Origin of the sequence: Paraburkholderia ultramafica (genome assembly GCF_902859915.1) — a bacterium.
Lineage (GTDB): Bacteria > Pseudomonadota > Gammaproteobacteria > Burkholderiales > Burkholderiaceae > Paraburkholderia > Paraburkholderia ultramafica.
In genome coordinates this window covers 1-13,484 of record NZ_CADIKK010000033.1, presented here as the reverse complement: position 1 = coordinate 13,484, position 13,484 = coordinate 1, and the positions used below count along the sequence as shown (strand labels likewise).

Sequence of the window (13,484 nt, the reverse complement as noted above, 5' to 3'; positions counted from 1 at the left end):
AACTATTAAGGGAAGGCAATGAAGACAAAAGCAGCCATCGCCTGGAAAGCAGGCGCCCCGTTGACGATCGAGGAAGTCGATCTGGAAGGGCCGCGCGCCGGCGAAGTCCTGATCGAAGTGAAGGCGACGGGCATCTGCCACACCGACTACTACACGCTGTCGGGCGCCGATCCGGAAGGCCTCTTCCCGGCGATTCTCGGCCACGAAGGCGCGGGCGTGATCGTCGATACCGGTCCCGGTGTCGGCACGCTGAAGAAGGGCGACCACGTGATTCCGCTCTATACGCCGGAATGCCGCCAGTGCAAGTTCTGCCTGTCGCGCAAGACCAACCTGTGTCAGGCGATCCGTGCGACGCAAGGCAAGGGGCTGATGCCGGACGCCACCTCGCGTTTCTCGCTCGACGGCAAGCCGCTGTTTCACTACATGGGCACGTCCACGTTCTCGAACTACATCGTCGTGCCGGAAATCGCGGTCGCGAAGGTGCGTGAAGACGCGCCGTTCGACAAGATCTGCTACATCGGCTGCGGCGTGACGACCGGGGTCGGCGCTGTGGTGTATTCGGCAAAGGTCGAGGCGGGCGCGAACGTGGTGGTGTTCGGTCTCGGCGGCATCGGACTGAATGTGATCCAGGGCGCGAAGATGGTCGGCGCGGACAAGATCATCGGCGTCGATCTGAACCCGGGCCGCGTCGAGCTGGCGAAGAAGTTCGGCATGACCCACTTCATCAACCCGAACGAAGTCGAGAACGTGGTCGATCACATCGTGCAACTCACCGATGGCGGCGCCGACTATTCGTTCGAATGCATCGGCAATACCAAGGTGATGCGTCAGGCGCTGGAGTGCACGCACAAGGGCTGGGGCCAGTCGTTCATCATCGGCGTGGCGGCGGCGGGCGAGGAGATCAGCACGCGTCCGTTCCAGCTGGTGACGGGCCGCGAGTGGAAGGGCTCGGCCTTCGGCGGCGCGCGTGGCCGCACCGACGTGCCGAAGATCGTCGACTGGTACATGGAAGGCAAGATCAATATCGACGATCTGATCACGCACCGTCTGCCGCTCGAACGCATCAACGAAGGCTTCGATCTGATGAAGAAGGGCGAGTCGATCCGCTCGGTCGTGCTGTACTGATAGAGAAGCAACGCGGAAGGGCGAGGGTATCTGAATTCTTTGAGCAATCTGGATAACGATGTTGTGACATGGAGAGCAAAGATGAGGAGGCTGTATGGTTTCGAGAGCGTTCGATCTCATGCACGTTGGCAGGTCGATTCGCATGGTGATTAAAGTCTAAAGCATGAGCGTGCGGCGTCCGCGGCGCCGATTCATGGCGCCGATTTTGATTCGAAACATTCGAGGTTCAAATGACTAACGTAGCAATACATCCGTCTGTGGATGTTGGTGTCAAGAAGGGCTCTCCCGATTTCACCGGCGGCACGTTGCGTTGCCAATGCAATGACGACGCTGTCGAAGTTCGAGTACAAAGCAACGTCGCGCACAACCACGTTTGCGGTTGTACGAAGTGCTGGAAACCGGCTGGAGCAGCATTCGCTCTCATAGGCGTCGTACCGCGGGACAAACTCGAAGTGACACAGCATGCAGAAAAACTTGAGATCGTAGACAAGAGCGCGCCGATTCAACGCTATGCCTGCAAGGTCTGCGGAGCGCATATGTACGGCCGTATCGAAAACCGTGACCATCCGTTTTACGGTCTGGACTTCATTCACGTCGAACTTTCGCCGGACATTGGCTGGGAGGAACCACGGTTTGCAGCCTTCGTCTCTTCGGTTATCGAAAGCGGAGGCGCGCGGCCAGAGCAAATGGACGACGTGCGAGCCCGATTTACCGAGCTTGGTATTCCGCCGTACGACTGCCTTAATCCTCCTCTGATGGACGCAATGGCGACGCATATCGCAAAGCGCAATGGCGTTTTGAAATAGTGTTCTTCTAGGCGGCGTGTTAGGTCGCGTCGCCAGAATCGAAGAATTGCAGTGCAGCTATGCCTTCGCGCTTCGCCGCTAGTTTTCGGCAGCGCAGGTCCGGCTAAATCAACGGGGCCAATGGATTTTTAGTGTCGCAGCCGTGAAGTAAGCAGGTCAGGCATCGAGCGTGTCCGAATCGTCCCCGAGTATCCATCGCAGCGCGGATAGCTTGCCGTTAAGCATGCCCCATTCGAAATCGTCCCAAGGGCCGAGGTTTTCGATGCCGACCTCGTCTTCGGTTTTCTTCGCCGCGGCGAGCGCGAGTTCCCACACGCTATCTAGCGTCTGGTCGGCGCGGTATGGGTTCCGACTGTAGTCTTGTTCTGAGACGACCTCATGCTCTCCTTTCTCGATCTTTGTGCGTAGATTCCAGTGCCGGTTGTACCAAACCTGGCGGGACAGTAGATGCTCAGCTTCGAGAATTTCCGATAGCCGGCGCGCCTCCTGTGAATAGTTGAACTCGAAGTCGTGGTCCCCGAGCGGGTCGGGACTGTGTTCCTTCAGGAACTCGACCATTGCGATCCGGTAGGTAGACTTCGGCGCTTCGAACAGGTGCGCGAGGTCGCCGTGCGGCTGGCGGAAATCGCCGTCCGCGTCGCTGAAGTCCTTCGTATTGTGTGTGATGAACGCGCAGGGGGTGTCGGCTGTCGCTGTCGATACGATGTCGGCGTAGATCTCGACGAGAATAGCGTCGCCGACGCTGTTCTTCGCACGATGGTAAGGAGCCTTCTTCGCGAGCGCTCGCTCGGTAACCCGCTGCTTTACCCCATCGTTGGTCGCGAGAGCGGGAACGCCGCGCAGAAGGCCGTCGATGCGTTCGATCGACTCGCCGACCGCATCGCCGTCGACGCCGATTCGGTGGTCGACCTCGTTCAGCCCGGCAAGCAGGTCTGCCCTCCTTGCGTTGTCGCCGAAGCGGTTGACGGCCAGCCGGACCAGCCGGAAGTGTGACTGGAGGCCGCGCCGCGCTTCCTCTGCGATGCGGGCCTTGTTTCGATCGAACTCGTCCAGCACTTGCTGTGGGACGATTAGTTCGACGTCGCCGCTTCCAATCAATTCTTCGAGCGCGGTAATGACGGGTTGCTCGCGATAGTCCTTTGCCAGGTCCAGCCAGACGCATGTGTCCACCATCAGCCGTATTGCCATTTCGACCCTCGCCATGCAGAGAAAGCCACGATTCTAAGGCAGGGTGGAACTGGGCTTCGTGAAGGCGAATGGCCACAAGCTAGCGAAGCAAGCGAGCGTTAATGGAGGGGTCGGTTCGGCTGACTTGGTGAGTGTTCTATTGATCGAACATTCCTTATCGAGCTCTGGTAACCATGCGAGTGCCTGAGCCGCCAGTGTATCTATGGCGTTTGGCGCTTCGCGACCCGAAAGAGTCGGTCGCTCGGCGTAGTAGCGGACTCTCAAGGGTGAGCATGAGCCGCCGGGCATTGGTTCAACGCTTATATGCAATGGCCTCGATTTCTATCTTGGTGCCGACCATGTTCGTCGCCTGTATTTTCGAACGTGATGGCTTGTTGTCGCGGAAAAACTCTCCGTAAACGCGATTGAATTTATCGAAGTCGCGAGCGTCTTCAAGCCAGACAGTTGTCTTCACGACGTCCTCGAGCGTGCAACCCGCGAGCGCGAGTACATGAGCGACGTTCGTCAACGTCTGACGTGCTTGAGCTTCTATCCCGCCATCGACGATGCTGCCATCTTCATTTCTGGCTACCTGACCGGATACAAACACAAAGTCGCCAGCTTTCGTCGCTAGCGAGCGTGGAAGAGTTCGCGTGCCCGGATTGCTCTCTGCAAAGTACTGAGTCGTCATTTGAGCCACCTCCGCAAAAAACCAGTGTGCCCCTGCGACCGCTGATGAACAAGGGGCACATCGCGGAAGAGCCTCCGAGGTCCCTTCTACAGCCTACGCTCGGCAGTCCATCCATTTCCCCCGAAATCCTGTGAGAGTCCGGTGACGGGGCCACGTTCCCTCGCGTCCGCTCGTGGCCGCCTCCGGTCATTGGGCTCCCGGCGATTTGGTCACTCGAATGTCTCTTCCGCTTCGACATCAGCCATTTGCTCTGAGATCAGTCGCGCGGCGAAAAACTATGGTCCTTTCAATGGTTCACGGATAGGTAATCCATGGGAATAATCGAACCGGGCACGGCACGCAGCCATCGGCGCGGGCCGTCCAACTGGCGCCAGTAGTCGCCTTGCTAACTAGGTCCCGTCGGGGAGGCTCAACGTCCAATTTATCGAGCGTTATCCTACTCAATAAAACCGCTGTCAAACCCTCGTCAGCCAGGCCGCACGAGCCCGACAAAATCCGGTGCTTTGGCATCGAGGGCATCGCCGGTGCGGGCGCTCAGAAACATTGCCTCGCGCGCGGCGACGCGCAACACACTCTGTGGATCGGTCCAACCGCGCGATAGCAGAAAGGCGCCGAGATCGCTCGGCCAGCCCAGGCGTTCTGCGAAGAACCACGACAATAGCCGGTCAGAGTCAGTCGCATAACATTCGATGGCGCGCCCCGCAATCGCGTTTCTCTTGATCCGAGCACGTCGGCAGCAGATCGGCCACTGCGGCGCTTTAGACAGGATCGCGCAATCGTCGATGCCCCCGGTCCGCCTATCCGGAGCAAGAATGTTGCCGAACTCGGGAGGCAAGGGATCCATAAGCAGGAATTCGTCGAGGATCTCAGAGAACGGAGTTTCACGCAGCACGAATTGCTGCCATAGCACGGTCGGAAAGAAGACCGGCGATGCTTGGATTGAGGGGTGCGAATCAGCGGCCAAATCGCCGCGCATGCGCTCGAGCATCGACAGCGCGTCATTGCGCTTCTGGTTCACACGCCCAGCGGGCAACCAAGCAACGAGTGCGCGCGCCTCTTCGCCGGACGCGGCCTCAAGAATACGTTGCCAGACCCGATTCGGATAGGTGAGCGAGCGGGCCAGCGACAGCAGATGCTCGGCCGTGGCCGTGGACATCACGCCCTCGCGCCGCGCTGCATCAAGCGTCGCCCGGATGTTTACGAGCGGTTCGGATAGGCCCTGGTATTCCAATTCTACGGGAGCGTGCAGCAAGGTGACCTCGTCGTCGGCGTCGATTACGCCGCTTGCGTAGTCCGCTGCAATGGTTCCCACGCCCACCATCCCAAAAGCGCCGAGCTCAGCGGCTCGAAGTGCGCCCATGCTCGCCGCGCCGTAGACCGCGATTCCGCGCGAAAGCGCGTACAGAATTTCTTTATGCCAGACGGCGGGCACCTGATGAAAATAGCCATCAACGATGCCAATCGCCTCTGGTTGCTCCTGACTCATCCGCCAGACATCGCCGAGTTGCACCGGCGGGAGGAATTCTGCATCCAGCACGCATCTGGCCTCGGCGGTCGTCAGCGTGGGTCCTATGAAGACGACGCAACGCCCGCGGTTCATTCCGCACACCGTTGCGCCAGTGCAGCGCGAGCGCGCGCGCCTGGATTATAGTGTGCCACTTCGCTCGGAGGCTCGAGCCCCGGCACCACGGCGCGCCCGACGGCGACGCCCATCTCGGGCTGTCCGAGATCGACCCAACAGGGATGCAAACCTCGCGCTTGTAGCCGCGCCACTACGAGATCGCGGTCTCCCTCTAGTGAATCGGTGGCGAGGTCGGGCAAGCGGTCGAAGGAAAGTGCGTGACCGCGCCCTTGATGATCGCCCGCCCAGGCTTTGAATTGCCGAAGCAGATCGGTTCGGCGTGGCGAGACGTACTTCTCGCGGAATAGGTCATCGCGCGCGCCGCTGATTAGCGTCAGGCGGCTCTGCGCAGCTTCCGTGAGCGCGCGCGAGGCCGCAACGTCCCGGCTCGGATGGCAGCCCATGCCCATCTGCAACGCAGGCTCGGTTAGCTCGTCGAACGCGGTGCATATCACAACGGGGATGCCGATGTCGGTGGTCGCATCGTGTAGCAGCACGAAAATGCCTGCGGCCTCGAAGTGTTCGATCAGCGCGCGACAACCCGGGTGAGTGACCGTCTGCGGAAAGATCACGGTGGAGGCTGGCTCATTCTTGGCCCGCCACAGGGTGACTGCGTCTCGTTCGATGAGTTCGCAAAACCCATGGATCTGAGCTTCGGCAATGTGATTGCCGGACGCCAGGCCGTTAGAGGTACATAAGAACCAGCCGCTGCCAGGAGGCTCCGGTACGGTGCCATCGGTGTGAACGCTCTCGAACGGCACAAGGATAGGCTCGTTGTCAAGCATCGACGTCGCGTCTACCCACGCGGTCGGCGTCTCGGCAGTAAAGCCGGCGCCGTTCGTCGCAAGTCGTCGCCAGTCGACCAGGCGACGATGCGCCCCTAGTTCATCGGCGGCGCCCCAGTGACGTTCGAGCACCGAATGCTCGGCATGCCACAGCTCGATCGACTCCATGACCGCAGAGGCGCGCGCCGCCGCAGCGGTGGTGCCTTTGCCAAGCGATACCACAACCGACCGCGCGTCCGGTCGGTAAGCGGCCATCACTGGGATGCCGATGCGATCAAGACCGGTGAGGTCCGCGACGCGAGTGATGCCGAGCGGCGCCATAAGCGGCGCGATGCGCGCTAGCGTCTCTGTGGGTGTGCTCGCCCGATGGGTGCCGGCCGTGAAGCGTTTGTGTGTCATGTTGCGCCTCACGAGGTTGGGGTCTCTGATGCGTCGAAGTCAGAACCAAGCACGTCCGTAAGCGCCTCGCGCAGTTGAGCGGCCAGTGGCGCCCATCGCTCGGCGGGGCAGCTTCCCGGGGCATAAGCGATGGTCACGGTCGCGATCCACGGCACGAGCGGGCGCAAACCGTCGACCAACTGGCTGATCAGGCAGGGTTGCGCGGGTGCTTTCCGCTGTCCGTTTCGCATAAGGGCAAAATATGCGAGGTCAATGTCGAGCAGAACGGGCTGCCCGGCGGTCCAGCCGCAGGCTAGTGCGGCTGGATCGTCCGTTCGCTGATAGCTGCAAGCACCGTCGACGCGTTTGCTCATCACGAGTCGCGATGGCTCATTGGGCGCTTCGGATTCGATGCAGAAACGACAGACGTTCTGGGCCGGAGCTAAAGCGTCAGGGACCAGATGCACCACGTCAGCGGGCTGCGCATGTAGCCAAGGGACGATATAGGAACCCACGCCTATTAAGCCGTGTTCGATCGCGCGGCCGACGCTGCGTGGGTTGCCTAGTTCGATCGTCAAATCCTCCATGATCGCCAGAAGCGATCCGGGCGCATTACACCCGAGCACCGCTGGCACCCCCAAGTCGTCGTTCGGCGCGACGTGCACCAACCAAGGCCGGGCATCCGCGTGGTCGCGCAAGCTGTGCGACCACGCCAATAGCGCCCACGAGTGGTACATCGATTCGAGCCAGACAACTGGCCCGACGGCCGCCGTGCGGTGCCAGGTCATCATGTCATCGAAACCAATTCCAGTCATCGCCAGCGCCGCAGCGATTCCGCGGTCGCGCGCTCGAGTCAGTTCTCCCGCTGGTGTGACGTGCACGAGCCAGTTCGCGGCATCGTCCTCCACGGCGATTGCCATGTCGGGATAGCATCGGCGCGCTAGTGCCGCCAAGGGCTGGGCATGCTCCGACACCGCACGCGGTAGGATTAGTGTGCGGGTGCGCATGACACCTTCCATTTCGGCGCGGAGATCGGAGGAGGAGCTGCGTCGGGGTTCATCGGCAACGCGAGCGCGAGGTAACGATCGCCCTCGCGCAAGAGCAGCCGCCCCTCGCTCAGCTCGGCGAAGAAGGCGCGCACTTCATCAACTCCCAGCTGAATATCGCACACTCGCTTGACGACCGCCGCCGCCGCAGCGGGCGTCGTTACAGTACGGCAAGAAAGATAGAGTTCGGCCTCGAGGCGATCCAGCAAAATGTCGCGCGAGCGAAACCCAAGGCGCCGTTCGCGCAGTCGAAGATAGCCCGGCCCGCGCTCATAGCGCAGTGAATGATGCTTGCCGGGTGACCACGACCGGTCCCACTGTTCGAGGGCACGACGTAAGGGAGCGACGGCGCGTTCGGGATCGTATCCGCTTATGTACTCGTGCTCGAAGGCGTAAGCCAATTCGCACAGACGTGCCTCGTCTACGGCATGTAAATGTCTGTAGTAGGGAGCCGGGCCGAGAAGGCGCAGCCCGTGCGCCGGCGGATTGTCGAAGTACGGGCTAAAGCGCTGCACCTGCAGTCGCACGAGACCGGGCGGCTTCAGATGAATGAGAGACGGAATCATTTCGGCCATGGCGAGATAGTCATCCTCAGTCTCCCCCGGAATGCCGTAGATAATGTTCCACGTCACCATCAGATCGTCGGCGGCCGCGAACACGAGCAGCTTGACGTTCTCCAATGCAGTGATTCCCTTGCGCATGAGGCGCAGAATGCGCGTGCTCAGGCTTTCGATGCCGGGCTGGATCCGCTGAACGCCGGCGTCGCGCAGCAGGCGTATTTGCTCTGGCGACAGGTTAGCCTTGACCTCCCAAAAGAATCGATAGTCGAATTCGTTGCGGCGACGAGCCAGTTCGGGCAACACATTACTAAAAAAAGCCGGGTCGAGGATGTTGTCGACGACATCAAATTCGGTGCGCCGATAGCGTGCGGCGAGGGCCGTGATGTCGGCCAGCACCTGGTCTGCAGGGGCCGCCTTGAAAGTCATCGACGTTCCGTTCAGTCCGCAAAAAGTGCAATGGTGCCGCTCTCCCCACCAGCAGCCGCGAGCCGTCTCGAGGACGAGCCGTGTGCGCGGCAGAAGCGCATCGCGCAGAGGCGAGCGGTCAAGTCGGTCGTAGTACTCGTCATAAATGGGCTGGAACCAGTCTGCAACGGCGTGCGGGGTTTGCACCGATGTGCTCGTCATCTCGCGGCTCAGCAACCCAGGTTCGACAGCCGGCGGTCGGTTGACCAGCACCGCGCGGCACAGGCGCGGCAGCAAGGCTTCGGCTCGACCCTGGATGACGAAATCAACGATCTCGTAGGTGTTCAGTAGCGCCTGGCCAAGTGCGCCGTCGCAGTTGGCGCCGCCGAGCACTACCGTAACCTCGGGACGAACGGTTTTGAGGTGGGCCGCGAGCGCCAGGGAGGGAAGAGTCTGCGCGAAAGTCGTGGTGAACCCGACCACTCGCGGCGCATGCATCAGAATGTCGTCTGCAGACTGCCTCAGGAACTTTGGCACGAGTTGCCGCATTCGCAGCGCCGCATCGACGATCTCGTCTGGCACTCGTTGCTGCGCGAGATAGCGCAGATACTCGGCATCGTCGCATGCCCGGTCAGAGCCAGTGGGCGCGAAGATCCATTCACCGAGCCCTACACACCACCACTGGTGCGCGACCGCCTCGACACATTCCAGCGCCACGCCGCGTTCTACGAAGAAGCTGGCCGCTTCGAGATGTAGGCTATGAGCAGTGACGGGCACCTCGGCCTTTGTCAGGACCGCGGTAAGCAGCCCGATTTGGATGCTCGGTGTTTCCGGTGCCGCCCATGGCATGGCGACCAGCGCGACGCCGTTCACGTGGCGTCTCCTAAAGCTTCGACAACGCGCGCCTGCAAGCAATCGACGGCAGTCAGTACATCGGGGCGGATTTCGTGCCACCACGGCCGCGCCCGGTCAACCAGCGAGCCGCGACAAAAGCCACGCACGCTTCGCATCAGTCGCATATGCGCCGCCTTGCGTTCGAAGCGCTCACTGCGCAGCGCAAGCGCCCATAAGTGCACTAGACCGAACCAGACGCATGCCGCTTCCAAGAAGGGCCGAATCGGCAAGGCACGACCGGTCCACGGTGACTCCACGCGCGCCACCTCGACCGCCGCGTCGCCGCATGCCCATGGCCGGTGCAGGCTTTCACAATACATCAGCCCGTGGATGGCCTCGTGCACGACAGCTTCGGCTAGGCAGTCGGTCGTCGCCTCCGCGCGCTGCGGATTGGCGATGAAAGACCGGCCGACGAAACGGCCGTTCGACCCCGAAGCGACGTACGCGTTCAGCGGATCAATCTGCAGCACCAGCACCCTTGTGCACAGTGAGACGAACTTCGGAAGTACCGGCGAAAGCTGTTGCAGTTCACCCATAGCGCCGACCAGCCGACCATGGATGAAATGCACCTCTACGTCGGTCAGCGCTGGCCGAGACACCGTGCAGAACTCCAGACGACCTGACAGATCGATGCGTTGGGCCCACGGGCTGCCGAAATCCAGTGAGATAGGATTGGCTCCCGTGATTTGCGGCCACCAGAGGAACGTGCCGTCGTCGGCGAGCATCACGTCGCCCAGTGCGGACCAGCGAGCCGCCGTGGGCTGAAGGCCGACGCCGATCAAGGCCGATTCGACCTGCACAGCGCTGTCAACAAAGGCGTCGATCTGACTGGGCGTCAACGTTGGGGCGAACAGAGTCTGCCGCGTAATCTCCGGTGCCCGAACGAGTCGATTCCGGCAAGCGCCGCTCAAGCAGTCAAGCCGTTCGGCGACGGAGGGTGAGATGCGCACGCGCAGCGCCGCTTCGGACTCAGCCGTGAATGCTGCGTCTAAACGCTCGGCAAGATCTGTGTCGCCGATCCAGCTCAGCGCGTCGCCGAGACAGTCCGGATTCAACTCGCCGTGCATAACATCTCCGTCAGCACGCGCCGTCGGAGCGCGGTCTCGTCGACGTCCACGTCCAAGCGCCGGCGCACGTGTGTGAACAGTTTCAGCAAGTCGGCGCACCAGACGCTAGGGTTGTCGAAGCCGTTGCTCGGTGACCAGCGGTGCGGCAGGTAGCCTCCCGAACAGGTGTGTTCCTCTGGACAGCCGGCGCAGCCGCGCGGTGTGTCGAGTCCATCGAACATCGCGGCGCGATGCAACGGTGACAATGCCGCCACGTCCCATACGTCATTCGAAAATACGTTGAGCCCGGTTCCGGCCATGCCTTCTCTGCATACGCGCAGGGCGTCAAGATCCTCTATCGCGCCGTCGGGCTCGATGAACACGAAACCGAACGGCTCGTTGCCGACCATGTCGAGGTTCGAACGGCCACCCATCACTAGGCGGGCAACTGCCAAGAAGAGTGGTATGCGCACATCCATCGTGTCGTGAAACCACCATTCGTCAAAGACGGGAATAAGGTAGTCGGCGCAGGGCGTAGCGCCAAAGCGGCGATGCACCTCGTCCACCGTATCGTGGGTGAAATCCGGTAGCAGATAGTTGACATTTGGGAAGCCAAGCGATGTGATGTAACGATGAATCGCCACGCTGTCCGCACCGAATTGCAGCACGGCGAGCGCACCCACTGGCACCTGCCGCGTCCGAAGGATTTCAATTCCGCGTACCACGCGCGCATGCGATCCTCGTCCCCGATGGTCGACACGCATCGTGTCATGAATTTCAGCGGGTCCATCGATGGACACGCCGACAGCGATGTTGTGTTCGAGAAAGAGCCGGGCCCAGCGGTCATCCAGCAGCGTGCCGTTGGTTTGCACGTTGAAACCTACGTCGGCGATCCCTGCCAGCTTGGCCCGAATACGCCTGCACCACCGGTCCAAACGCTCGCGCCCCGCCATGAGCGGCTCCCCACCGTGGAAAGTGACGCGCACCCGTGACTGCCCACTGCGCCGGCACCAGTCGGAAATCCGCTCGGTCGCCGTGTCAACGACAAGGTCGCTCATCAGCACCGGTCGCGTGCGCCACGTGCTATCCCCCTTGTTGTAGACATAGCAGTAGCTGCAGTTGAGGTTGCAACGCGACATAACCTTTAGCACAAAGGCGATTGAGCCTTGAGGAAGTGTCTGATCGCGGGCCTGCTGCACAGGCCGTGTACGAATCCAGCGGATCGGCTCAGATGAAGACAAAGTCGGCCACCTTGTGGGTGCGGTCTAAGAATTGTGCGCCGGCGGGCGTCAGATGACACCGAGCTCTGTCCATCGTTGCTCGTGCGTCATCACAGCGGCGCGCGAGATCGTCGAGGGCGCGCGCCGCTGTTTTGGGCGAGAGGATGGCGGCGGCCGTTACCTGCCGCAAGGCGGCGCAGATATATGCCAGCGCGTGATAGGCCAGCAGAATTCCTATCAGCGGCCGCGGCTCGCGGCGAAGGGGAGAATGATACGTACTGCGATGATGTGGGTCGACCAGCGGAGCGGCGGCCTGCGCCGCGCGCAAATGCAGATGAGCGGTTTCATGGGCGATCAGTTCTATTGTTTGCGTCGGTCCGCGACTAAGGTCTGCCTCAATCAGGCCGGGGACCTCCGGGTCATGCGAACTGCGTGCGTAGCCGGCGATGGGCACGAGCGGGCGCAGTACGCGGGTGGCCGCCAAGACCCACGCCAATAGCGACGGGGTGGCTTGCGCTAGCGCCGACATCAGCGTAAGGAACTGATGGATCGACTGCGTCAATTCCGGTCGTCGGGACGACAAAGATGTATTGTCCAGAGAAGCCCAGCTTCCCGCAGTGACGACGCCAGTACTCCGACACCACAAATCGAGCGCGAGCTGCGTGGGTCCACGCTCGACCATCGCGGCGCCAAGGGCGCGCAGTGCGCACCGGCCCGCCCGCATCTTTTTGTCGCCGGCGGCAGACCACAACTCCACGGGCGAAGTCAATTCGATCTCACCGGGACAACCTGTATGGCCCGCCACCCAAGCTGCAAGAATCAAGTCGCGCGCCGGTTCCACGGGCGTTGCCTGCGTGAGCCGACTCATGCAGGGGTGGAGGATCCAATCTAAACCCTCGTCGGCCGCACGGCGAATGCCTTTACGAAACTCATCGACCGGAAGGCACAGACCGGGGGCGGGGCTCCAAGCTTCGGCGCCTCGAGCGACGTCTTCACACCATGCGCGCTGATCGGGAATCCAGTCCCAAGGCGTGTTAGTGCTCATCGCTCGCGCTTGCCGACGCCGATCGCCTTGACTTCCTTCAATCGCAGCAGGCGCTCCGTGAACTCGGTAAAAGCGACTTTATCAAACGCCGCTAGGTTTTGAATCGCCGCAAGATCCTCGGGGTCGACAGTCTGCGCACCGGTCTTACTGAAAAAAATACCGTTCGAGAACGGTGTGCCGTTGCCCGACTTGCTGAAGATAACCCCATTGGAGAAGAAAGCTGCGCCCGCCCACTTGCCGGCGTTCGCAGTTAGCTCGCGCTCTCGCTCCAAATTGGCCTCGATCGTCGCCTTCAAGGCGTTTTGCACCCGCTTTTCAACGGCTACCGGGACATTCTTCTCTTCCATGTTAATCTCCCAGGGGATAAAACAGGCCGCACGTACCTTCGTTAGTACCCGTGGTTTCTTGTACAGAACAATCGGTCAGTGGAAATATCGCATCGAAACTTCGGAGATGCTAGGCAGTTCTAAAGACGCTAGTTCAAAACCCAACGTCTTTCAAGCTTCTTTCCGTTGTTTCGTTTTGGATGCGAACACGTTTGACGAGAACAAAGGTTTGTACGTTTGCAAACGAAAGATCTAAATAAGAATGATATGAACGCCTCCCACCCGTGAGCGGTGGAAGCGAAGAAGGAAGGTGGACCCTCACGGGCCGACGGCATCAAAGTGCCCAAGGTGGAAGATCATGCAGATCTT

12 protein-coding genes are annotated in these 13,484 nt (G+C 61.0%); 2 read left to right on the top strand and 10 right to left on the bottom strand.

From position 1 onward, the window contains the following. The first annotated feature begins 18 nt into the window (after positions 1–18). A complete protein-coding gene (locus HV744_RS28055) occupies positions 19–1,125 on the top strand; it encodes an S-(hydroxymethyl)glutathione dehydrogenase/class III alcohol dehydrogenase (protein ID WP_175152625.1) in 1,107 nt (368 codons plus the stop codon). 230 nt (positions 1,126–1,355) lie between these two features. Continuing rightward, complete coding sequence (gene gfa, locus HV744_RS28050; RefSeq protein WP_175152624.1) at positions 1,356–1,931, top strand: S-(hydroxymethyl)glutathione synthase; 576 nt, start codon at positions 1,356–1,358, stop codon at positions 1,929–1,931. 156 nt (positions 1,932–2,087) lie between these two features. Here gfa and HV744_RS28045 read toward each other — a convergent pair whose 3' ends face one another. From HV744_RS28045 to HV744_RS28000, 10 genes are all read right to left on the bottom strand, one after another. Then, the gene (locus HV744_RS28045; RefSeq protein ID WP_246279229.1) at positions 2,088–3,104 is read right to left on the bottom strand and encodes a PIN domain-containing protein; all 1,017 of its coding nucleotides are present in this window, start codon (positions 3,102–3,104) and stop codon (positions 2,088–2,090) included. Between the two features lie 307 nt (positions 3,105–3,411). Continuing rightward, positions 3,412–3,789, bottom strand: a complete 378-nt coding sequence (locus HV744_RS28040) for a RidA family protein (RefSeq protein ID WP_175152622.1) — start codon at positions 3,787–3,789, stop codon at positions 3,412–3,414. 466 nt (positions 3,790–4,255) lie between these two features. Continuing rightward, the gene (locus tag HV744_RS28035; protein WP_175152621.1) at positions 4,256–5,389 is read right to left on the bottom strand and encodes a TfuA-like protein; all 1,134 of its coding nucleotides are present in this window, start codon (positions 5,387–5,389) and stop codon (positions 4,256–4,258) included. Then, a complete protein-coding gene (locus tag HV744_RS28030; RefSeq protein ID WP_175152620.1) occupies positions 5,386–6,594 on the bottom strand; it encodes a YcaO-like family protein in 1,209 nt (402 codons plus the stop codon). Before HV744_RS28030 ends, HV744_RS28035 begins: the two co-directional genes overlap by 4 nt. A gap of 8 nt (positions 6,595–6,602) precedes the next feature. After that, entirely contained in the window at positions 6,603–7,493 is an 891-nt protein-coding gene (locus HV744_RS28025) for a hypothetical protein (RefSeq protein ID WP_175152619.1), read from the bottom strand. 68 nt (positions 7,494–7,561) lie between these two features. Next, the gene (locus HV744_RS28020) at positions 7,562–9,457 is read right to left on the bottom strand and encodes a RiPP maturation radical SAM C-methyltransferase (RefSeq protein ID WP_175152618.1); all 1,896 of its coding nucleotides are present in this window, start codon (positions 9,455–9,457) and stop codon (positions 7,562–7,564) included. Beyond that, complete coding sequence (locus HV744_RS28015) at positions 9,454–10,545, bottom strand: hypothetical protein (protein ID WP_175152617.1); 1,092 nt, start codon at positions 10,543–10,545, stop codon at positions 9,454–9,456. Before HV744_RS28015 ends, HV744_RS28020 begins: the two co-directional genes overlap by 4 nt. Further along, positions 10,530–11,663: a radical SAM protein gene (locus HV744_RS28010; protein ID WP_246279228.1), complete on the bottom strand. Its 1,134-nt coding sequence runs from the start codon at positions 11,661–11,663 to the stop codon at positions 10,530–10,532. Before HV744_RS28010 ends, HV744_RS28015 begins: the two co-directional genes overlap by 16 nt. An 88-nt stretch (positions 11,664–11,751) precedes the next feature. Next, complete coding sequence (locus HV744_RS28005; protein ID WP_175152615.1) at positions 11,752–12,789, bottom strand: aKG-HExxH-type peptide beta-hydroxylase; 1,038 nt, start codon at positions 12,787–12,789, stop codon at positions 11,752–11,754. Continuing rightward, positions 12,786–13,136 carry a hypothetical protein gene (locus HV744_RS28000; protein ID WP_175152614.1) on the bottom strand — a complete coding sequence of 117 codons (351 nt, stop codon included), beginning with the start codon at positions 13,134–13,136 and terminating at the stop codon, positions 12,786–12,788. The genes HV744_RS28005 and HV744_RS28000 overlap by 4 nt, the downstream gene beginning before the upstream one ends. Positions 13,137–13,484 lie beyond the last annotated feature (348 nt).

Excerpts from the sequence above, each read along its gene's own strand:
- HV744_RS28015 (WP_175152617.1), bottom strand. The coding sequence starts at position 10,545 with ATGCACGGCGAGTTGAATCCGGACTGTCTCGGCGACGCGCTGAGCTGG.
- HV744_RS28010 (WP_246279228.1), bottom strand. The coding sequence starts at position 11,663 with ATGTCGCGTTGCAACCTCAACTGCAGCTACTGCTATGTCTACAACAAG.
- HV744_RS28045 (WP_246279229.1), bottom strand. The coding sequence starts at position 3,104 with ATGGTGGACACATGCGTCTGGCTGGACCTGGCAAAGGACTATCGCGAG.
- HV744_RS28030 (WP_175152620.1), bottom strand. The coding sequence starts at position 6,594 with ATGACACACAAACGCTTCACGGCCGGCACCCATCGGGCGAGCACACCC.
- HV744_RS28025 (WP_175152619.1), bottom strand. The coding sequence starts at position 7,493 with ATGGCAATCGCCGTGGAGGACGATGCCGCGAACTGGCTCGTGCACGTC.
- HV744_RS28000 (WP_175152614.1), bottom strand. The coding sequence starts at position 13,136 with ATGGAAGAGAAGAATGTCCCGGTAGCCGTTGAAAAGCGGGTGCAAAAC.
- gfa (WP_175152624.1), top strand. The coding sequence starts at position 1,356 with ATGACTAACGTAGCAATACATCCGTCTGTGGATGTTGGTGTCAAGAAG.
- HV744_RS28040 (WP_175152622.1), bottom strand. The coding sequence starts at position 3,789 with ATGACGACTCAGTACTTTGCAGAGAGCAATCCGGGCACGCGAACTCTT.
- HV744_RS28035 (WP_175152621.1), bottom strand. The coding sequence starts at position 5,389 with ATGAACCGCGGGCGTTGCGTCGTCTTCATAGGACCCACGCTGACGACC.
- HV744_RS28005 (WP_175152615.1), bottom strand. The coding sequence starts at position 12,789 with ATGAGCACTAACACGCCTTGGGACTGGATTCCCGATCAGCGCGCATGG.
- HV744_RS28055 (WP_175152625.1), top strand. The coding sequence starts at position 19 with ATGAAGACAAAAGCAGCCATCGCCTGGAAAGCAGGCGCCCCGTTGACG.